This window comes from Azospirillum argentinense (genome assembly GCF_000632475.1).
In the GTDB taxonomy this organism is placed as follows: Bacteria; Pseudomonadota; Alphaproteobacteria; order Azospirillales; family Azospirillaceae; genus Azospirillum; species Azospirillum baldaniorum.
Map to the genome: position 1 here is coordinate 1,946,920 of NZ_CP007793.1, position 20,229 is coordinate 1,967,148.

The 20,229-nt window shown below is 70.0% G+C and carries 16 protein-coding genes, 1 tRNA gene and 1 pseudogene; 11 read left to right on the forward strand and 7 right to left on the reverse strand.

The annotated features are described in order from the left end of the window. Positions 1-16 precede the first annotated feature (16 nt). Together ABAZ39_RS09290 and ABAZ39_RS09295 are read right to left on the reverse strand one after the other, a co-directional pair. Positions 17-787 carry a DUF72 domain-containing protein gene (locus ABAZ39_RS09290; protein WP_038528783.1) on the reverse strand — a complete coding sequence of 257 codons (771 nt, stop codon included), beginning with the start codon at positions 785-787 and terminating at the stop codon, positions 17-19. A gap of 34 nt (positions 788-821) precedes the next feature. Then, positions 822-1,172: a hypothetical protein gene (locus ABAZ39_RS09295; RefSeq protein WP_038528786.1), complete on the reverse strand. Its 351-nt coding sequence runs from the start codon at positions 1,170-1,172 to the stop codon at positions 822-824. Positions 1,173-1,402: 230 nt separating this feature from the next. On the opposite strand from ABAZ39_RS09295, the gene ABAZ39_RS09300 reads away from it, so the two are divergent. Together ABAZ39_RS09300 and ABAZ39_RS09305 are read left to right on the forward strand one after the other, a co-directional pair. Then, a complete protein-coding gene (locus ABAZ39_RS09300) occupies positions 1,403-2,713 on the forward strand; it encodes a lytic murein transglycosylase (protein ID WP_038528789.1) in 1,311 nt (436 codons plus the stop codon). Between the two features lie 15 nt (positions 2,714-2,728). Beyond that, positions 2,729-3,112, forward strand: a pseudogene (locus tag ABAZ39_RS09305) (YkvA family protein); the annotation flags it as partial. A gap of 19 nt (positions 3,113-3,131) precedes the next feature. Here ABAZ39_RS09305 and ABAZ39_RS09310 read toward each other — a convergent pair. Then, positions 3,132-3,551, reverse strand: coding sequence for a secondary thiamine-phosphate synthase enzyme YjbQ (locus ABAZ39_RS09310; RefSeq protein WP_038528795.1), 420 nt, complete (start codon positions 3,549-3,551; stop codon positions 3,132-3,134). 92 nt (positions 3,552-3,643) lie between these two features. On the opposite strand from ABAZ39_RS09310, the gene ABAZ39_RS09315 reads away from it, so the two are divergent. The 3 genes from ABAZ39_RS09315 to ABAZ39_RS09325 all read left to right on the forward strand — a co-directional run bounded on the left by ABAZ39_RS09315 (position 3,644) and on the right by ABAZ39_RS09325 (position 5,068). Beyond that, positions 3,644-4,087: an SRPBCC family protein gene (locus ABAZ39_RS09315; RefSeq protein ID WP_038528798.1), complete on the forward strand. Its 444-nt coding sequence runs from the start codon at positions 3,644-3,646 to the stop codon at positions 4,085-4,087. A gap of 119 nt (positions 4,088-4,206) precedes the next feature. Then, the gene (locus ABAZ39_RS09320; RefSeq protein WP_038528801.1) at positions 4,207-4,833 is read left to right on the forward strand and encodes a nitrogen fixation protein NifQ; all 627 of its coding nucleotides are present in this window, start codon (positions 4,207-4,209) and stop codon (positions 4,831-4,833) included. Between the two features lie 149 nt (positions 4,834-4,982). Further along, positions 4,983-5,068 (forward strand) — tRNA-Tyr (locus ABAZ39_RS09325). A gap of 74 nt (positions 5,069-5,142) precedes the next feature. On the opposite strand, the gene ABAZ39_RS09330 is transcribed toward ABAZ39_RS09325, so the two are convergent. From ABAZ39_RS09330 to ABAZ39_RS09340, 3 genes are all read right to left on the reverse strand, one after another. Then, complete coding sequence (locus tag ABAZ39_RS09330) at positions 5,143-5,505, reverse strand: hypothetical protein (RefSeq protein WP_038528804.1); 363 nt, start codon at positions 5,503-5,505, stop codon at positions 5,143-5,145. Between the two features lie 8 nt (positions 5,506-5,513). After that, positions 5,514-5,918 (reverse strand): response regulator, encoded by a 405-nt coding sequence (locus ABAZ39_RS09335; protein WP_038528807.1) that lies wholly within the window; start codon positions 5,916-5,918, stop codon positions 5,514-5,516. 237 nt (positions 5,919-6,155) lie between these two features. Further along, the gene (locus ABAZ39_RS09340) at positions 6,156-6,536 is read right to left on the reverse strand and encodes a hypothetical protein (protein WP_137102623.1); all 381 of its coding nucleotides are present in this window, start codon (positions 6,534-6,536) and stop codon (positions 6,156-6,158) included. A 621-nt stretch (positions 6,537-7,157) separates the two neighbouring features. Here ABAZ39_RS09340 and ABAZ39_RS09345 point away from each other — a divergent pair. The 6 genes from ABAZ39_RS09345 to ABAZ39_RS36090 all read left to right on the forward strand — a co-directional run bounded on the left by ABAZ39_RS09345 (position 7,158) and on the right by ABAZ39_RS36090 (position 19,192). Beyond that, positions 7,158-8,528: an ATP-binding response regulator gene (locus ABAZ39_RS09345; protein WP_051657897.1), complete on the forward strand. Its 1,371-nt coding sequence runs from the start codon at positions 7,158-7,160 to the stop codon at positions 8,526-8,528. Between the two features lie 52 nt (positions 8,529-8,580). Continuing rightward, a complete protein-coding gene (locus ABAZ39_RS09350; protein ID WP_051657898.1) occupies positions 8,581-10,032 on the forward strand; it encodes a cytochrome c in 1,452 nt (483 codons plus the stop codon). A 46-nt stretch (positions 10,033-10,078) separates the two neighbouring features. Beyond that, the gene (locus ABAZ39_RS09355) at positions 10,079-10,576 is read left to right on the forward strand and encodes a (2Fe-2S)-binding protein (RefSeq protein ID WP_038528813.1); all 498 of its coding nucleotides are present in this window, start codon (positions 10,079-10,081) and stop codon (positions 10,574-10,576) included. After that, complete coding sequence (locus ABAZ39_RS09360) at positions 10,576-12,825, forward strand: xanthine dehydrogenase family protein molybdopterin-binding subunit (protein ID WP_038528816.1); 2,250 nt, start codon at positions 10,576-10,578, stop codon at positions 12,823-12,825. Before ABAZ39_RS09355 ends, ABAZ39_RS09360 begins: the two co-directional genes overlap by 1 nt. Before the next feature lie 506 nt (positions 12,826-13,331). Next, a complete protein-coding gene (locus ABAZ39_RS09365; protein ID WP_038528819.1) occupies positions 13,332-19,019 on the forward strand; it encodes a SwmB domain-containing protein in 5,688 nt (1,895 codons plus the stop codon). Next, positions 19,019-19,192 (forward strand): hypothetical protein, encoded by a 174-nt coding sequence (locus tag ABAZ39_RS36090; protein ID WP_160174811.1) that lies wholly within the window; start codon positions 19,019-19,021, stop codon positions 19,190-19,192. The genes ABAZ39_RS09365 and ABAZ39_RS36090 overlap by 1 nt, the downstream gene beginning before the upstream one ends. A gap of 96 nt (positions 19,193-19,288) precedes the next feature. Here the strand turns inward: ABAZ39_RS36090 and ABAZ39_RS09370 are convergent, their stop codons facing one another. After that, complete coding sequence (locus tag ABAZ39_RS09370) at positions 19,289-20,197, reverse strand: LysR family transcriptional regulator (protein ID WP_038528822.1); 909 nt, start codon at positions 20,195-20,197, stop codon at positions 19,289-19,291. Positions 20,198-20,229 lie beyond the last annotated feature (32 nt).

Genomic DNA, 20,229 nt, shown 5'->3' on the forward strand with positions numbered 1-20,229 from the left:
CGCGCAACGATAGCGGTCAGGCGCCGGGCTTGTCTCTCTGACCTGTGGAGGCACCCAAACGGCTCATCAGCGTCAGCGCGTCGTCGACCGCGTGGAAGTCCGCCGTGTTGTCGAAGACGCACCAGACCGGCCGCTCCCGCGCCTCCTCGCGGAAGCGCCGGGCCAGCCGGTCCAGCACGTCCAGCGGGTAGGCGCTGCGGTACATCACCGGCGAGCCGTGGAGGCGCCAGTAACGGAAACCGTCCCAGCCCGCCGGCTCCGCCGCGGCGGGCACCGGGGCCGGGTCGGCGGCGGCGCGGGCCACGGCGTGGTCGATCAGCAGGCGGTCCGGCTCCACCGCGAACCAGCTCGGATGCCGCGGCTCGCAGACGACGAGGCCGGCGAACCGCTCGCGCAGGGCCGCGAAGAAGGGGCCGGCCACCGCCGGCTCGAAGCGCAGCGTCGGCGGCAACTGCACCAGCAGCGGCCCCAGCCGGTCGCCGAGATGCCCGACCTCGTGCAGGTAATGCTCCAGCGGGGCGGCGCAGTTCTTGAGCCGCTGCTCGTGCGTGATGGCGCGCGGCAGCTTGACCGCGAAGCGGAAGTCCGGCGGCGCCGAGGCCGCCCAGCGCTCCCAGGTCTCCGGCTTGTGCGGGCGGTAAAAGCGGCTGTTGACCTCGGTCATCGGGAAGACGCGGGCGTAGCGCTCCAGATGCGTGCCCTCCGCCGGGAAGGCCGGGGCGGAGAGCTTCGGGATGCTCCAGCCGGCGCAGCCGATGCGGATGGCGTTGATGGTCCCTTCGGCCAAGCCTCTGCTCTCCCTGGACGCGTGCGTTCCCGCCTTAGAACAGCGTCGGCTGCCGCTCGTCCCGCCGTGCGGCGCCACCCGATTGGTCCGCGTCCGCGATCAGCCGGGCCATCTCCCGACGCGCCTTCTCCGCCTCGTAGCCGCCACGGTAGCGCCCGATGAATCCCTTCCGGCAGGCCCGGCTGAAGCGCTGCGACGCGGTTTCCCAGTCGTCGCCGGGGCGCAGCCAGCTCACATAGGTGGTGCCGCTGCGCGGGTCGGTGCGCAGGTAGCGGCCATGCCCCTTCGGACCCCGCACCCATTGGCCGGGATTCAGGCGCAGAGCCCCCCGCGCCAGCAGCAGGGACACCTGCGGGGTGAGTTCGATGGTCGGAAAATACGGCATGGCGAACCCTCTCGGCGGCACGCCGGGGGGCGGGCCGCGAACGTCTCGTCTCTGGTTTCGGAATGCCCTGGATATGGGGATTTCAGCCCGCTTGTTCAAGTTTTGTTCACGGTCAAGCCCAGGCTGCTTGAACGGTTATTCGGGCCGTGCCCCCTGAACTTGTCCGTTGAGTGAAAGGGCCGTCCGTCCTAGGCTCCGGCACAGCTTTTCCCTGATGGTCACGAGAGCGCATGCGCCCCCTGCTGTCCCTTCCCGTCCGCCTCCTGCTCGCCACCACGATCCTGGCCGGTTGCCAGACGACGGGCGCGCCGCCCGTGTCGGCCACCACCACGTCCGGAACCGCGAAGGCGTCCGCCGCCGCCCCGGCCAGCGTGGCCCCGGTCCAGCCCGCCGTCAGCTTCGCCGACTGGCTGAAGGCCCTGCGCGCCGAGGCGCTCGGCCAGGGCATCCGCGCCCAGACCTTCGACCGCGCCTTCGCCAACGTGAAGCTGTCGGACCGGGTGGTCGAGCTGGATTCCTCCCAGCCGGAGTTCAACCGCCAGCCCTGGCAGTATCTGGACAGCGCGGTCAACGACCGCCGCATCCAGGCCGGGCGCCAGCGCATCCAGGACAACGGCGCGCTGCTGCGCCGCATCAGCCAGCGCTCCGGCGTCCCGGCGGAGATCCTAGTGGCCTTCTGGGGCGTTGAGACCGACTTCGGCAATTTCACCGGCGGCTTCTCCGTCGTCGACGCGCTGACCACGCTGGCCTATGAGGGCCGCCGCGCCAGCTATTTCCGGACGGAGCTGCTGGCCGCCCTGCGCATCCTCGACAGCGGGGACATCCCGCCGGAGCGGATGAGCGGCTCCTGGGCCGGCGCCATGGGCCAGACCCAGTTCATGCCGACCATCTTCCTGAAGCACGCCACCGACGAGGACGGCGACGGGCGGCGCGACATCTGGGGCAGCCTGCCCGACGTCTTCGCCTCCACCGCCAAGTTCGTGCAGGCCAACGGCTGGCGCACCGGGGAGCGCTGGGGCGAGGAGGTCACGCTGCCCGCCGGCTTCCCCTACGAGCAGGCCGAATACAACATCACCAAACCGGTCTCCGAATGGCGCCGCCTCGGCGTCCGCCCGGTCACCGGCGGCGAGCTGAGCGGCGGCGAGGAGGAGCGGGCCGCCGTCCTGATGCTCGCCGGCGCGCAGGGACCGGCCTTCCTGGTCCGGGAGAACTTCCGGGCGATCATGAAGTACAACCCCTCGACCAGCTACGCGCTGGCGGTGGCGCTGCTGTCCGACCGTCTCGCCGGCCGGTCCGGCGTGCAGGGAAGCTGGCCGCGCCACGAGCCGGCGCTGAGCCGCGACGAGCGGATCGAGCTTCAGGAGCGGCTGGCCTCGCTGGGCATGGAGCCGGGGACGGCCGACGGCATCGTCGGCGCCAACACCCGCAACGCCGTGCGCCGCTTCCAGCAGTCGATCGGCGCCGTGCCGGACGGCTTCGCCACCAAGACGCTGCTGGAACGGCTGCGCCAGTCCGCCGCTCCCGTCCCGGCGGCGGGCTGACGGCTCGCGATGCTGGCGGCGGCGAAGGGCTGGGCGCGGCGGATCAAGCGCGACGTGATCGCGCTCTATCTGGCGGCGCGTGACCCGCGGACGCCGTGGTACGCCCGTGTGGCCGCCGCCGCGGTGGCGGCCTACGCGCTCAGCCCCATCGACCTGATCCCCGACGTCGTGCCGGTCCTGGGCTATCTGGACGACCTGCTGATCGTGCCACTCGGCATCCTGCTGGTCATCCGTCTGATCCCGGCGGCGGTGTTGGAGGAGCACCGCGCCACCGCCGCCCGGCTGGCCGCCCGACCGGTCAGCTACGCCGCCGCCGCGCTGATGGTCGGGATCTGGCTGGTCGCCGCCGTCGCCCTTTTCTGGTGGCTCGAACCCCATGTCGCGGGCTGGCTGGGGTAGACGCGCGGGCGCCTGGCCCTCATTCGCCCAGCAGATGCAGCGCCAGGGTCCGGTCGTGGGGCCGGGTGCGGTGCTCGAACAGATAAATCCCCTGCCAAGTGCCCAGCGCCATCCGCCCCTCCAGCACGGGGACAGACAGATGCACCGTGGTCAGCGCGCTGCGGATGTGGGCGGGCATGTCGTCCGGCCCTTCCATCGTGTGATCGTAGAGCGCCGGGTCTTCCGGGACCAGCCGCTTGAAGAAGCGCTCCAGGTCGCTGCGCACGTCCGGGTCGGCGTTCTCCTGGATGACCAGAGAGGCCGAGGTGTGCCGGCAGAAGACAGTCAGCAGACCGCTCTCCATGCCCTGGGCGGCGACCCAGCGGGCCACCGGCTCGGTCACCTCGAACAGGCCCTGGCCGCGGGTCCGGGTGGTCAGCGTCGTGACGGCCTGCCGCATGTTTGTCGCCCTCCGTGCTCGATTGCGCGTCTTGGAAGCGGGTCATCCATACACCAAATCGCTTGGCGTTCCCGACCAACAACAGGTGATTCATGGAACTGAACGGCCAGTACCGGATTCCGGCGGCGCGCGAGCGGGTCTTCACCGCGCTCTGCGATCCCGCCGTGCTGCAACGCTGCATCCCGGTGCTGGAGGAGATGGACCGCCTGTCGCCCACCGAATACACCGCGCGCGTGCGCGCCACGGTTGGGCCGCTGAACGCGCGCTTTGCCGGCAACGTCCGGGTGGCGCCCGAGGACGCGCCACGCTTCTACATCCTCTACGCCGAGGGCAAGGGCGGCCTCGCCGGGGCGGTCAAGGGCGAGGCCCGCATCACGCTGGAGGAGGTGGATGGCCACACCGACCTGTCCTTCACCCTTGCGGCGGCGCTGGGCGGGGCCGTCGGCCGGCTGGCGGTCAAGCTGGTCAAGGCCAAGGCCGACCGCGTCATCGACGGCTTCTTCGAGCGCTTCACGGCCGAGGTCCTGAACGGCTGAGGCGGATGCCGGGCAGGCCTCGACAACGCACCCGCAAAAAACCACTTCGCAGTTGCGGGAATTTGATCCACCATCATGGTCATGACCGAACAACCCCCCGATGCGGGAGTTCGCCGACCATGATTGCCGACATCGCCGACCCCGCGGTCTTCTCGCTCCACCCGCCCGCCAATGCCCTGGACGGCGTTCCGGATGGCCCGGCCCTCGACCGGCTGCTGTTCAGCCGCATCGTCGGGCTGGCCGCGCAGCATCCCGGCGGCGTCACCGCCTCCCTGGGGCTGGCGCGTGAGGCGCTGGCCGAACTGATCCGGCGGCACGCGGCGGGCTTCGCTCACCTTCTCCCCACCCTGCCCGACGGCAGCGGCGAGGACGCCATCGAGGAGGAGGACCTGCGGGCCTTCCTGCTCGACCACCGCGCCGCCGGGATGGTCGAGGAGGAGTGGTTGGCCGCCATCGTCGCCCGCCGCACGCTGGGGCCGAACCATCTCTGGCAGGACATGGGCTTCGCCAACCGGCGGGAGCTGAACGCCATGTTCCGCCGCCATTTCCCGTCGCTGGTCGCGCTGAACAGCGGCGACATGAAGTGGAAGAAGTTCTTCTACCGCCAGCTCTGCGAGCGCGAGGGGCTGATGCTCTGCAAATCCCCGAACTGCGAGGTGTGCGACGACTTCAGCGCCTGCTTCAGCGCGGAGGACGGTGACCCGCTGAGCGCCCTGGCCCGCGTGGCCCGCGGCGAGGGGGCCTGAACGACGCTGCCCGGACAAAGATGCGCCGGAAGTGAAGAAAGCCGCTTGACCGGAGCGCCGCCACCCGTTAGATAACGCCACCCGCCGGACGGAAGGCCAAGCAAGGCCCGATGAACGGCAGGTCTCCGATGGTCGCGTCAAGCATCAGCGGAAGGGTGGCCGAGTGGTTAAAGGCAGCAGACTGTAAATCTGCCCGCGTAAGCGTACGCTGGTTCAAATCCAGCCCCTTCCACCATCTGACGCGGCCGGTTCATGACAGGGTCATGACCGGCCGTTTCCTTTTCCAGACAGCGCTGAAGTGTTGCCATATCAGCGCGGCTGGGCTCCCAGATCCTCGAAGGTCAGACCCTTGTCGGTGCGGGTGAAGCGGCCCTTGCCGTTGACCGTCATCGCCGCGGCACCCGGCTGCGGCGCGAAGGTCGCCGCGTAATAGCAATCATACTGCTTGTCGTCCGGCTTCGGGGCGCCGTTGCGGTATTTGGTGTCGACGCAGCCCTGCTTGCGGAAGCCCTCGAAGCCGCGGAAACCGCCCTGCCCCTGGCCGTCCAGCGCCCGCTTGGTGTGGGTTTCCACCAGCTTGCGCATGTCGGACTCGCCCGGCTCCCCCGAACAGGCGGCCAGCGGCAGCACCGCCAGACCGCACAGCACCGCACGCCGCACCACGCCCCCCATTCTCGCCCTCACCTGCCGGCCAGCAGGCGGTCCACCCGCTCCTTCAGGGCGCCGAAGGACGGCGGCTTCACGACGAAGCCGTTGACGCCCAGGGACATGGCCTTCTTCACGATTTCGGATTCCGTGTGGTTGGTCAGGAAGACCACCGGCGTGCGGCGGTTCCGCACCTCCGCGCTGGCCCGCAGCTCGGCCAGGAACTGGAGGCCGGACACCGGCTTCATGTCGATGTCGCAGACGATCACGTCCGGGGTGGCGCGGATGCATTCCCGCATGCCGGTCTCCCCGTTGTCGGCCTCGGCGATCGAGCGGAAGCCGATCTGCGAGAGGATCTGCATGATGGTCCGGCGCACGAAGGGCTGATCTTCGATGACCAGGATGCTGTACTGCCCGTAATCGACCGGCTTCCTGTCCATCGCCGCACCCTCCTTCGCCCGAGCCCGGGGAACTGGCCAAGCACTGGCGGGACCAGCCCATGGTCATACAGTCGACCACTGATAATGCGAGTTCGCCGAACGAGCAACCAAAGGACGGTTACAACTTTTAAAGAATGGGGGATTCTCCCCGGCACGGCACGGCGAAGGGCCGCGCGACACCGCACGGCCCTTGGGTTTCCGTATGGATCGGACTCCGTCCCGGCCCCTTGCCGGATGCTACCGCCGGCTGGGTCCCTGCAACCCCAGGAGGGAGGAGATCACGCCCGCGACGAACCGGCGTTCCGGGTGCAGTTCATGCACCGCCACCGCACGCCCGGCGAAGGACAGGGCCGCCTTCGCCATATCCGCTGGGTCCGGACAGGCCTCTCCGTCGATGCGGAAGCGCGTAACGGTCTTGGTCAGTTCGTGCATCGCGGTCAGTGGCGGGATGCACATCAGGAAACGGGCGCTGGCGATCGGCGTGAAGCCGCAACGCTCGAACATGGTCTGCACGGTCACCGGGACACCGTCCGGCCCTTCGGTCCCGACCTGATAACGGAGCAGGCGCTGCGCCCGCTCCTCCACCGCCTCGGACCAACCGGCGGTGGCCGTAATCATGGGGTTGATCAAACCTGCCTCCAAATGCACCAGCCACGGGCGGCGCAGGCGCCAAGGACGTTAGATTGTTCGCCGAACGAACAAGGTCAAGAAACATCCCGTATGGTGGAAACCCGCATCCGTTTGCTTACGAAGCAATTACCGTGCCAGCGCACGGAAGCAACGGCGCAGGGCCGTCCTGCCTCGTCGCCGGGTTCCTGTATCGTCTTGAAACTCCATCTGATTGCTTCATGGTGCCCGTGTCGACGCCGGAGCGGCGCCTTGGGACTCAACAGCGCAGCGACCGTTCTGGTGCCGTCCGCTCCGCTTCCCGGACAAACGGGACCCGGCGCATATGCGACAATCTGCCGCCCTTTTGGGCACAGCGTGTCGCTGCTCTGCAATCGACACCCTTGGGATGATGATCAGGAACCCTGCACGCGCGTGAATCGTTATGCCCGCGAAAACAATTCCTGTTCTGCGCTGTTGTGACCTGACGCAGGTGGATTCATTGAGCCGGAAGTTGTTTTGCGGCGGTGAGCGGGGGCCATCGTGGAGACGTCCATGCCAAAAAATGCGGATTCGGATAAACCGGACAGGAGCGGCCCAACCAAGGGAAAGGCGCTGCGTGACAGTCTGGAGGTGCTGAACCGCAACCTTGCCGAAGGGCTCCGGACCGCGGACCGTCTCCAGCGCGACGCCAGCCGTCTGGTCGAAGAGAGCGCGCGTCTGGCCGCCGAGCTGGTCGAACAGCGCCGCGAGATGAGCCGGCTCCACGACCGGCTGCACCGTTCCGAGGGCCGCCGCGCCGCCCGTGAGGAGGAGCTGCGCCGCGCCTACGAAAGGGCGGAGCGCGCCGACCGGGCCAAGGCGCGCTTCCTGAGCGCCGCCAGCCACGACCTGCGCCAGCCGATCCAGGCGGCGGCGCTGTACACCCACATCCTGCGCGGCGCGGTCGACGCGAACCCCGCGGCCCGGGAGGCGGCCGATCTGCTCCAGGCGTCCATCGACAGCCTGAGCGGCATGCTGAGCGGCCTTCTGGACCTCGCCCGGCTGGAGGCCGGTGCGGTGGACGTCGCGATCACGGAGTTCCGTCCCGACGCGCTGATGCGCCATCTGGCCCAGGAGTTCCGGGAGAGCGCGGTGACCGAGGGGACGAGCCTGCACGTCCATCCCTGCGGCGTGGCGGTGCGGACCGACGCAAGGTTGCTGGCACGGATTCTGACCCACCTGCTGTCCAACGCCATCCGCCATGGCGGGGGGGATGGACGGCGGGTCCTTCTGGGCTGCCGGCGGCGTCCCGCTGCGCTGGAGTTCCAGGTGTGGGACGACGGGCGGGGCATCCCCCCCGACGCCCGCGCCGCCATCTTCGAGGAGTTCCACCAGCTCGACAACCCGGAGCGCAGCGCGGCCAAGGGTTTCGGCCTCGGCCTGCCGCTGGTGGCCCGCATGGCCCGGCTGCTCGGCCTCGCGCTGGACCTGCGGTCGGAGGTCGGCCGGGGCACCGTCTTCACGGTCACCGTACCGCGCGCCACCCTCCCCCCCGACCCCGACCGCCGCCTGACCGCCGCCGCCCGCGCCATGGCCGCGGTCGCCACAAGCGCAACGGCAACTGCGACGACGACGGCGTCACCGACCGAACGGATGAAGGGCCGGCGGGTGCTTCTGGTGGAGGACGACGAGCGGGTGCGCCACGCCATGACCATGCTGCTGAAGCGCTGGGGCGTGCGGGTGACCGCCGTCGGCTCGGCGGAGGAACTGGCCGACCGCCTGCCCCGGCTGCGCAGCCGTCCCCATGTCGTGCTTGCCGATCACCGGCTCCCGCGCGGGCAGACGGGCCGCACGGTGGCGGAGCTGGTGCGCCGCCGGTGGGACGTGCCGGTCATCATCATCACCGGCGATACGGCGCCGGAGCGGCTTCGCGAAGCGCGCTCCATCGGCTGCCGCCTGCTGCACAAGCCGGTGGAGCCCGGCGACCTCGCCGCCACGCTCGACGAGGTCATGGAGCGGTGAGCGTCGAGAACGATCCCCCGCTCCACCTGTTCGCATTGTGGGAGGAGCGCGCATGGGGCGACGCAGGACGCGGCACAACTCGATCAGGCGAGGTCTGATCGGCGGGGGCGCCGTCCTGCTGGCGCTCGGCGCCGGGGCGGTAGCCTGGGCGTGGGAGGCGGCGATCCCGCCGCAGCCGCGCCCGGCGGCGGACGGCTTTCCGCCGAAGCTGGTGGCGGAAGGGGCGCGGCTGGCGGCGGTGGGGAACTGCATCGCCTGCCACACGGTGCCGGGCGGACGGTCCTTCGCCGGAGGGCTGGCCCTGCCGACGCCCTTCGGCACCATCCATTCCACCAACATCACGCCCGACGAGGACACCGGCATCGGCCGGTGGAGCGAGGCGGCCTTCACCCGCGCCATGCGGCGCGGGGTGGACCGCGAAGGCCGGCATCTCTACCCCGCCTTCCCCTACGACCACTACACGCGGGTCAGCGACGCCGACAACCGCGCGCTCTACGCCTACCTGATGACGCGCACCCCGGTGCGGGCGGAGGCGCCGGCCAACGACCTGCCTTTTCCGCTGAACATCCGCATGGCGGTGGCCGGGTGGAAGCTGCTCTATTTCCGCGAGGGCGCCTTCACCCCCGACCCGGCCAAGCCGGAGGTCTGGAACCGCGGCGCCTATCTGGCGGAGGGGCTGGGCCATTGCGGCGCCTGCCACAGCCCGCGCAACGCGCTGGGCGCGGTGGACAAGGATCGCGCCTGGGCCGGCGGCGAGGCCGAGGGCTGGACCGCCTACCCCATCAACCAGGACTCCCCGGCGCCCGTCCCCTGGACGGCGGACAGTCTGGCCTTCTATCTGCGGCACGGCTGGCACCCGGCGCACGGCGTGTCGCGCGGACCGATGGCGGAGGTCACCGGCAACCTCGCCGGGCTGCCCGACGCCGACGTGGCCGCCATCGCCGCCTACGTCGCCGACCGCATGGGCACTCCCACCGCCGAACGCCTGCGCCGCGGCGAAGACCTGCAAGCCCTGGTTCCGCGCCTGAGCGCCGACGCCGGGACGCCGCCGGGCGCCAGCCTGCCCGCCGCCGACGGCTTGGCCCGTCCCCCCGCCGCGGACACCGGAAGGGTCGGGGGCGACGAGCGGGGCGAGGCGATCTACCGCACGGCCTGCGCCACCTGCCACGAATCCGGGCGGCCGCTTCCCTTCGGCGGACTGCCCTTCGCGCTCAGCACCGCGGTGAACGCGTCCACCCCCCAGAACATTATCAACGTCACGCTGTTCGGCCTGCCGCCCGGCGACGGCACCGTCAGCGCGGTGATGCCGGCCTTCGGCGGCGCCCTGTCCGACGCCGACATGGTGGCCCTGCTGCGCCACCTGCGCGGGCGCTTCAGCGAGCAGCCGCCGTGGGATGGGCTGGAGCGGCTGGTGGCCGACACGCGCAGCGGCGCGCATCACGTCGCGGTCCGCCCCGCCGATGGCATCGAACGGGCACCCCGCAACGTCGGCGCCGCCGACTGAACGCATGCCCGGACTGACGGCCCGGACTGACGGAAGGAAGCCCATCATGGCGATCGACCTCACGGTGAACGGCACCCCCCAGCGGGTGGAGGCGGACCCGGACACGCCGCTGCTCTACGTGCTGCGCGACGATCTGGGGCTGAACGGGGCGAAGTTCGGCTGCGGGCTGGGCCAATGCGGCGCCTGCACGGTGATGGTGGACGGGCGCGCCGTGCTGTCCTGCGTCACGCCGATCCTGCTGATGCAGGGGCGCGCCGTCACCACGGTCGAGGGGCTGGGCACCGCCGAGGCCCCCGGCCCGATGCAGCGCGCCTTCATCGAGGAGCAGGCGGCCCAGTGCGGCTATTGCATCCCCGGCATGATGATGCGGGCGCAGGCGTTGCTGCAGGAGCAGCCGGACGCCGACGACGCCGCGATCCGCCGCGCGCTGGAGTTCAACCTGTGCCGCTGCGGCACCCACATGCGCATCCTGCGGGCCATCCGCCGCGCCGCCGACACCCTGCGCCACGCGGAAACCAACGCTCCGAACGGGAGGGCCGGCTGATGAGCGATCACACCCCCTTCCCCCTGAGCCGCCGCGGCCTGCTGGCCGGCGGTGGCGCCCTGGTCGTCACCGTGTCGCTGGCCCGCCCCCTGCCCGCCCAGACCGGGGGCGGCGGTGGCGCCCGGCCTTCCAAGCCCGCTCCGGGCAGCCTCGCGCAAACGCGCCGGCTCGACGCCTGGGTCCGCATCGGCGCGGACGGCGCCATCACCGTCTTCACCGGCAAGGCCGAACTCGGCCAGGGCATCCGCACCGCCCTTCTCCAGGTCGCGGCGGAGGAGTTGTGCGTCCCGCCCGCCGCCATCACGCTGGTCACCGCCGACACCGCCCGCACCCCGAACGAGGGCTACACCGCCGGCAGCCAGTCCATGCAGAACAGCGGCTCCGCCATCCGCACCGCTGCCGCCCAGGCTCGCGCCCTGCTGGCGGAGGAAGCGGCGCGGCGCCTCGGCGCGCCGGCCGACGCGCTGGGCTTCGCCGACCAGCGGGTGACGGCGCCGGACGGGCGGACGCTCGGCTATGGGGAGCTGGCCGCGTCGCTGGACCTGACGGTGGAGGTGTCGGCGGACGCCCCGCTGACCGCGCCGGACCGGCTGTCGGTGATGGGCAAGCCGCTGCCCCGCGTGGACATTCCGGCCAAGGTGACCGGCGGCGCGGCCTATGTGCAGGATCTGCGGCTGGAGGGGATGCTGCACGCCCGCGTCGTCCGCCCGCCCAGCCCGGCGGCCCGGCTGACCGCGCTCGACGCCGCCGGGGTGGAGGCGATGCCGGGCGTCGCCGCCGTGCTGCGCGACGGGAACTTCCTCGCCGTGGTGGCGGACAAGGAATACCGGGCGGTCAAGGCGATGCGCGCCCTCGCCGCCGCCGCCCGCTGGGAGGAGACGGCGACCCTGCCCGGCGACACCCCCCTGCCCGACCTGCTGCGCGGGCTGGAGCGGGAGGTCGGCACGGTGGACGCCAAGGGCGAGGCGGGCGCCATTGAGGACGGGCCGCGCAGCCTGCGTGCCCGCTTCACCCGCCCCTATCAGCTCCACGGCTCCATCGGACCGTCCTGCGGCGTGGCGGTGATGGGCGAGGACGGGCTGACCGTCTGGTCGCACACCCAGGGCGTCTATCCCGACCGCAAGGCCATCGCCGAGATGCTGCGCCTGCCCGTGGAGCGGGTGCGGGTGATCCATACGGAGGGCTCCGGCTGCTACGGCCACAACGGCGCCGACGACGCGGCGGCGGACGCCGCTCTGATCGCCAGCAAGCTGCCGGGCCGCCCGGTGCGGGTGCAGTGGATGCGCGAGCAGGAACATGCCGGGGAGCCCTACGGACCGGCCATGATGATCGAGGCGGCAGCCTCGCTGGACGGGAACGGGCGCATCGACCGCTGGACCTTCGACGTCTGGTCCAACACCCACACCACCCGCCCCGGCGGGGCCGGCGCCCTGCTGGCCGCGCGCCATCTGGCCGAGCCCTTCCCGGCGGAATCGGCGGCGATGCAGATCACCCCCGCCGGCAACGGCGACCGCAACGCCATCCCGCTCTACGCCATCCCCAACACCCGCGTCCTCTGGCACTTCCTGCCCGACATGCCGCTGCGGGTGTCGGCGCTGCGGTCGCTCGGCGCCTACGCCAACGTCTTCGCGCTGGAAAGCATGATGGACGATCTGGCGCTGCTGGCCGGCGCCGACCCCGTGGAGTTCCGCCTGCGCCATCTGGAGGACCCGCGCGCCCGCCGGGTGGTCGAACTGGCGGCGGAGCGCTTCGGCTGGACAGGCACCGCGTCCGCGCCGGGCTTCGGCCATGGCTTCGCCTTCGCCCGCTACAAGAACCACGCCGCCTATCTGGCGCTGGCGGTGGAGCTGTCGGTGGACCGCGGCAGCGGGCGGGTGCGGATGACCCGCGCCACCGCCGCCATCGACAGCGGCGAGATCGTCAACCCGGACGGCATCCGCAACCAGACCGAGGGCGGCATCATCCAGGCGATGAGCTGGACCCTGTTCGAGCGCGTCGCCTACGACGACACCCGAGTCACCTCGGTGGATTGGGCCAGCTACCCCATCCTGCGCTTCGCCAGCGTGCCCGACCGCATCGACGTCCACATCGTCGAGCGGCCCGGCGATCCCTTCCTCGGCACCGGCGAGGCGGCGCAGGGTCCGACCGCCGCGGCCATCGGCAACGCCATCCGCGCGGCGACCGGCCGGCGCCTGCGCGACCTGCCCTTCACCCCCGACCGGGTACGGGAGTCGACCGCCACCGGATAGCGCCGGTCCGGGGAGGATTTCCGCAATCCTTCCAACGAACAGAACAAATGGCTTGGCGCCTTCGGACGAAGAGGGATGGGAGCCCAACCCAGGGCAAGCGGCTTTGCCGCCCCCCATCGGTTCACTATGCCAAGATGTGAAGGGCAGCAAACGGGGCACATTGCTTGCCGCCGCAACTCCCGCTTGCGCCGCCTTTATTGACCAATCGCTGCATATCCGGCAGCGCATCACAATAAAAATCCAGCATATCCATGATTTATTCAGTAGTTAATCAATGATTAACGATGCATCAATGCGTCAAATAGCGCAATATTCTGCAATATGTAACATTACAATGAAGATTTATGCTTGCCGTTGACAAAGAAACGTCTGTGTCAAATGCGGTTTCCACGCGCTGTATTCATTGACCAAGACGTCTGGTTGTGGGTATGTCAAATCAAACGAGGTAGCCACTTCTTTCGAGAAACGGCCACCCTGGATTGCATCCCATTCAGGAAATGTCCGCTATGACCGAAGCGTCCGCCGCCGCCGCCACCACGCGCGTTATCACCTCTGGCCGCTTCCTCGACACGGCGGCCCAGATTGCCGTCATCGACACCGCCCTCAGCGGTTGGCGGGACCTTCAGGCGGGCCTTCCCTCCGGCATGGAAGCCGTGCTGATCGGCGAAGGCCGCGACGGCGTGGCGGCGATGGCGCAGGCCTTGGCCGGGCGCCAGGGGGTCCGGGCGCTCCATGTGCTGTGCCACGGCTTCGAAGGCGGCCTGCAACTCGGGACGGCGCGGCTCGACGAAGCGGCGCTGACGGCGCGCGCCGCGGAACTGGCGGCCATCGGCGCCTGCCTTGCCGACGACGGCGACATCCTGCTGTACGGCTGCAACGTGGCGAGCGGCCATGGCGAGTCGTTCCTCGACGCTCTGGCCGACATCACCGGCGCCGCCATGGCGGCCTCCCGGACCCCGACGGGCGCCGCGGACCTGGGCGGCGATTGGGATCTCGCCTGGACCCGCGGCACGCCGCGGACCGAAGCCCTGCGGATCGACCAGTATCGCGGTGTGCTGGCCGCGCCGTCCGTCCGGGAAGCGGTCGCCTACACCGGTGAAAGCATCATCACCATCACGTACGACGATGAGCTCGACACCTCAAGCAACCCGCTGCTGTCTCATTTCGTGGCGACCGACGGGACCCTGAACGCGGGCACCGGCTCCATTCTGATCAATGGAAATTCGGTCGCCCTGGTCAGCGCGGTTGTTTCCAGCAACGCCGTGACACTCACCGTCGGCCACCAATTCCAGGTCAATGACAGCATCGCCTTCCGGTACGAAGATCCGGCGGGTGACGACCTGACCGGGGTCATCCAGGCGTCCTACGGCCTGGACACCGTGTCGGTGGACGTCAACGTTACGGTTCTGACCGCTCGCCCCCCGGCACTCCTCTCAGCATCCGCGCAAATCGGGACCAACAAGGTCGTCCTGTCCTTCGATCAGGCGCTGGACGCCAACAATCCCCCGTCCACCCAGCAGTTCTTCGGGTCCTCGTCGACGCAGGGGCAGATTCGCATCAACGGCGTCTACTACAGCGTTTCGAGCGTCGCCGTCGTTGGAAGCACCGTCACCGTCGAGGTCGGCAACGGCTACATCTTCCAGAATGGGGATCTCGTCTCCCTCCGTTATTACGACGGGGACACGGTGGACAGCACCACGGCCATCCAGAACCAGGCCGGCGTCGATATTCCGGATTTCAGAACCAGCTTCACCGTCCAGCTCAACGCGCCGACCGTGACCGCGACGGGCAACGCGCCGACCTTCACGCAGAACGCGGCGCCTGTGGACCTGTTCTCCGGGGTGACCGCCAGCACCAACACCGGACAGGTCTTCACCAGCGTGACCCTGACGGTCACCAACGTCGTTGACGACGAGTGGCTGTCCATCGACGGCACCATCCCCATTTCCCTGTCCTCCCCCGCCACCGGGGTAACCGTGGCGACGATTCCGGGGGCGACGCTCTCCACCTCGTACAGCGGCACCACGGCAACCGTCACCTTGAGCGGGTTCAGCCTCACCGGCACCCAGTTGGCGGCGCTGATCGACGGCATCGCCTACGTCAACGCCGGCGACGCCGTCACCGGCATCGTCACGCCCGGCAACCGCGTCATCTCCATCACCAGCGTCACCGACGACGGCAGCAACAACAACACCTCCACCCTCAGCGGCGTTTCCTCCACCGTCGTCGTTGCGGCCGCGGCGCCCCCGACCCTGACGGCGACCGGCAACACGAACACCTTCGTCACCTACACGAGCCCGTCGGACCTGTTCTCGACGGTGACGGCCAGCACCAACGACTCGGGCCAGGTCTTCACCAGCCTGACGCTCACAGTGACCGGCGTGCTGGACGGCGCGTCGGAAATGCTGGTCTTCCTGGTCCCCGGATGGTCGTCCTCGACCATTGCCCTGAACCACGGCGCCACCTCCCTGCCCGTCGGCGGGGTGACGGCCAGCGCCACGGTCAGTGGCGGCACCGTCACGGTAACGATCAGCGGCCTGCAACTGTCGGACAGCCAGATGGCGTCGTTCATCGACGGCATCGCCTACAACAACATCGCGGCTCTGCAGAGCGCCACGCCGTCCGATGGCCCGCGCGTCATCACCATCACCGGCGTCACCGACGACGGCAGCAGCGACAACAGCACCAGCCTGAGCGGCATCACCGCCACCGTCAACATCGGCGCTCCCCAGGCGCCGGTCCTGCAAAGCGCTGCCGTGGACGGCACGTCCTTGGTGCTGACCTACGATGTGGCGCTCGATTCCGCCAACCCGCCGGCGGCGGGCGCCTTCACCGTCACGACCGGCGGCAGCCCGGTCACTATCAGCGGCGTCGCCGTGGACGGCGCGAACAAGACCGTCACGCTGACGCTCGCCCAAGCGGTTGCCCATGGCAGCGCGGTCACTGTTTCCTATACCGACCCGACCGTGGGTGACGACGTCAACGCCGTTCAATCCGCCTGGGGCGGCATCGACGCCGCGACCGTCGCCACGCAGCCGGTCACCAACAACACGCCCAACCCGAACGCCGCCCCGCCGACCCTGACGCTGAGCACCGAAACCCCATTCTTCATGGGGAGCAGCGGCAGCAGCGGCTTTGACCTCTTCAACGCGGTGACCGCCTCGACCGTCGACGGCGGACAACACTTCACCGGCATGGTCCTCAAGGTCTACAACGTCGCCGGCAACGGCGGCACCGAGTTCCTGACCATCGGTGGCAGCGACATCACGCTCAGCACCGGATCGGGCACGTTCAACAACGGCAGCTACGCGGTCACACTGGCCAACGGCGTCGCCACCGTGACGCTGAACGGCATGTCGTTGAGCGACGGCACCATGGGCTCGCTGATCGACGGCATCACCTACAAGAACACCGGCCCGGCCAACGCGGCGTTCGGCTCCACCGAGACGCGGCCCATCGTCCTGCACTCCGTCACCGACAGCGGTCCCGTCGGCCAGAACACCACCGTCGTCGACCAGGTCGCCACGGTGACGATCGCCAACACGATGCCCGCGCCCGCGCCTCTCAAGATCGCGCCGACAAGCCCGACCGTGTCCTTCGTTGCGGGGACGCCGAAGCAGGTGTCCTTCACCATCACGGCCACGCAGTCCATCACCCTGGTAGGGTCGATGGTCGAGTTCGGCGTCAGCGCGCCCAGCGGCTGGACGGTCGCGAACATCAGCCTCGACATGCCGGTCACCGGCATCATTACGATCGGCAGCGTCTTCACCCTGACCTTCGACATCACGGCGTCCGGCACGGACACGTCCGGTGCATTCCCCATCAGCATCGTCTCCACGGCGGCCGGGATCGACATGAGCACCGCCGCCATCTCGAACTCGGTGATGGTGATGCTCGCCCCACCCGCGCCGGTGCTGCAGAGCGCCACGGTCGACGGCACCTCGCTGGTCCTGACCTATGATGCCGCGCTGGACGCGGTGAACGGCCCGGCCGCAAGCGCCTTCGAGGTCAAGGTCGGCGGCAGCACGGTCACCGTCTCCAACGTCGCGGTGAACAGCGTCAACAAGACGGTCACGCTGACTTTGGCCCAGGCGGTCCAGCACGGACAAACGGTCACCGTCAGCTACACCGATCCCACCAGCGGCGACGACACGGCGGCGATCCAGAACGCCACCGGCGGCGCCGACGCGGCCACCGTCACCAACCAGTCGGTGACGAACAACACGGCGGACACGACGCCGCCGTCGATCACCAACGTCACGATCCCCAACCAGCCGGCCCAGGTCGGCGACACGGTGACGGTGACGATCACCGTGGCCTCGGACAGCGACACCTACACGCTGGGCAACGGCAGCACGGTCGGCGGCTTCGCGCTCGGCAACCTGACCAGGGTCAGCGCGACCACCTACACCGCCACCTTCACCGTCACCGCCGACGGCCAGCGCACCGGCAACCTCGCGGCCAACCAGGACATCCCGGTCAACATCGTCCTGGTCGACAGCGCCAGCAACGCCAACACCCCCTACACCACCCCGATCAGCCAGAACAACGACCGCATCGACACCAACGCCCCGCCGGTCCTCGCCGTCCCCACCACCCCGCCGACGCTGGTCGACACCTCGGCCACCGACACCTTCCCGCTGATCGACGGCCAGCTCTCCGCGACCGATCTGGAAGGCGACACGCTGACCTACTCTGTCGCCGGCTCGCAGGCCTCCCCGGTCCAGCACGGCAGCGTCACGCTCAGCAACGGCGTCACCTACGACACCTGGTCCACCGGGCCGGGCGGCACCGCCTACGTCAACAGCCAGACCGGCCACTACGCCTACGTGTTCGACGCCGCCTTCCTCAACGGCGTCCCGGCCGGGCCGATGCAGGGCACCGGCACCTTCACCGTCTCCGACGGCAACCGCACCGTCGAGCGGCAGCTCACCCTCAACTTCACCGGCGCCAACGACAGCCCCATCCTATCCAACGACGTCCGCAGCCTGGCCGCCATCGACCAGGGCATCGCCGACGCCGCCAACACCGGCACCACCGTCACCGCCCTGCTCGCCTCGGCCGGCACCGCCACCGACGCCGAGTACGACAGCCCCTTCCCGCTGGTCACCGTCCTCCCGCTGGGCATCGCCGTCACCGGCGTGACCAACACCAACGGCACCTGGCAGTACAAGGTCGGCACCGGCGCCTGGACGGACATCCCCACCGCCTCGTCCACCGGCGCGGCGCTGCTGCTCGCCGGGTCGGACCGCGTGCGCTTCGTGCCGAGCGGCTCGGGCTTCACCAACACCGACACCGGCGGCCTGACCTTCAAGGCGTGGGACCTGACCAGCGGCACGGCGGGGGCCACCGCCGACACCACCACCGCCGACGCCTACAGCGCGGGCAGCGCCACCGCGACGATCACCGTCGACGCCGTGCCGACCCTGACCGCGACCGGCGGCAGCAAGACCTTCGGCGTCGGGGTGGACGGCGCGACCACCAGCCTGTTCAGCGGCGTGGCCGCCTCCACGGTGGAGGCCGGGCAGAGCTTCCGCGGGGTGGTGTTCACCGTCAGCGGCGTGACCGACGCCACCGAGGTCCTGACCATCGGCGGCACCGACGTCGCCCTGACCAACGGCGCCACCGCCACCCTGAGCGGGCTGGGCGTCGCCGGCGGCAACGCCGGCGTGAGCGTGTCGGTGGTCGGCGGGGTCGCCACGGTGACCGTCACCGGGCTGGAGCGCAGCGACACGCAGATGAGCGCGCTGCTGGGCGGCGTCACCTACAAGAACACCAGCGCGTCGGCGACGCTGGGCGACCGCACGGTGGCGGTCGCCAGCCTGACCGACAGCGGCGGCGCCACCGGAGCCGCGACCATCTCCGGCGTCAGCACGGTGGTGAGCGTGGCCGACGTGACGCCGCCCGCGGCACCGGTGGTCACCAGCGCGGCGCTGAGCAACAGCGCCACGCCGATCATCGCCGGTACGGCGGAGGCGGACAGCACGGTCACCGTCACCATCGGCGGGGCGACCTACACCACGACGGCGACCAACGGCAGCTGGTCGATCAATCTCGCCACGGCGACGCCGGCCTCCGGGTCGCTGAGCCTCAACGCCAACGGCACCAACGCGGTGTCCGTCACCGCCCGGGACGCGTCCAACAACACCTCCACGGCCGGCACGCAGACGCTGACCCGGGCGGGTCGGTGGTGATGGACTTCGAGGTGGGAGTGGACCGCCTGGCCTTCTATGAGGCCGGCGTCGAGCTTGGCGCGGTGATCCGCTCGGCGCGGGTGGAGGGCGGCAACACCACGCTCGACGTCGGCGGGGGCAACCGCATCACCATCCTCGGCCAGACCGGCAACGTCGCCGCCTGGTTCGGCTGAGCGGCGGCGCCGCAGCGCGCTCCGCAGACGAAAGGCGGGTGCCGGGGCCTTCGGGCTCCGGCACCCGCCTTTTTCTTTGCGGGCGATAGACGACCCTCAGGCCATCGGGCGGCCGCCGTTCCGCGTCCGCAGATGGTCGATGAGGGCGCGCAGCCGCGGCGGCACCGTCCGGCGGCTGGGATAGTAGAGATGGAACCCGGCGAAGGGCGGGCAGAACCCCTCCAGGACGGCCACCAGCGCGCCGCGCTCCAGATGGGGCCGGAAGGTCTCCTCCATGCCGCAGGTGAGCCCGGCGCCGGCCAGGGCCAGCCGGACCATCATCCCCATGTCGTTGGTCGCGACCCGCGGATTCACCGCGATGTCGAAGTCGCGGCCGTCCTCGGTGAACTCCCAGCGGTAGGGCGCCACATCCGGCGCCGGACGCCAGCCGATGCAGCGGTGGGCAAGCAGGTCGCGCGGATGGGCTGGGCGGCCGGCTTCCGCCAGATAGGCCGGTGAGGCCACCACAAGCTGCCGCTGCGGGGCGGAGACCGGAACCGCGATCATGTCCTGCTCGATCGCTTCACCCAGCCGGACACCCGCGTCGAAACCTGCCGCAACGATGTCGAACTCCTCGTCGGTCACCAGGATGTCGACGCCGATCGAAGGATAGGCGGCGAGGAAGCCGGCCAGCGCCTCCCCCTCCAGGATGCTTTCCGCGATGGAGGACACGGCCAGCCGCAGCGTGCCGGCCGGTGCGCCGTGCGTCGAGGCAATGGTCTCCAACGCCGTGCCGATCTCCGCCAGCGCCGGCCGCGTCGCGGCGAGCAGATGCGCGCCGGCGTCGGTCAGCCGGACGCTGCGCGTCGTCCGCTGGAGCAGCGGCACGCCGATCCGGTCCTCCAGCCGGCGGACCGCCTGGCTGACGGCGGAGCGGGTGACGCCCAGACGCTCGGACGCCCGGCGGAAATTGAGCGTCTCGGCCACCGCCAGAAACGCCGCCATGCCTTCGAATGGATCGCTCATTGGTTAGAAAAACTAATCAGCTCGTTCACGAT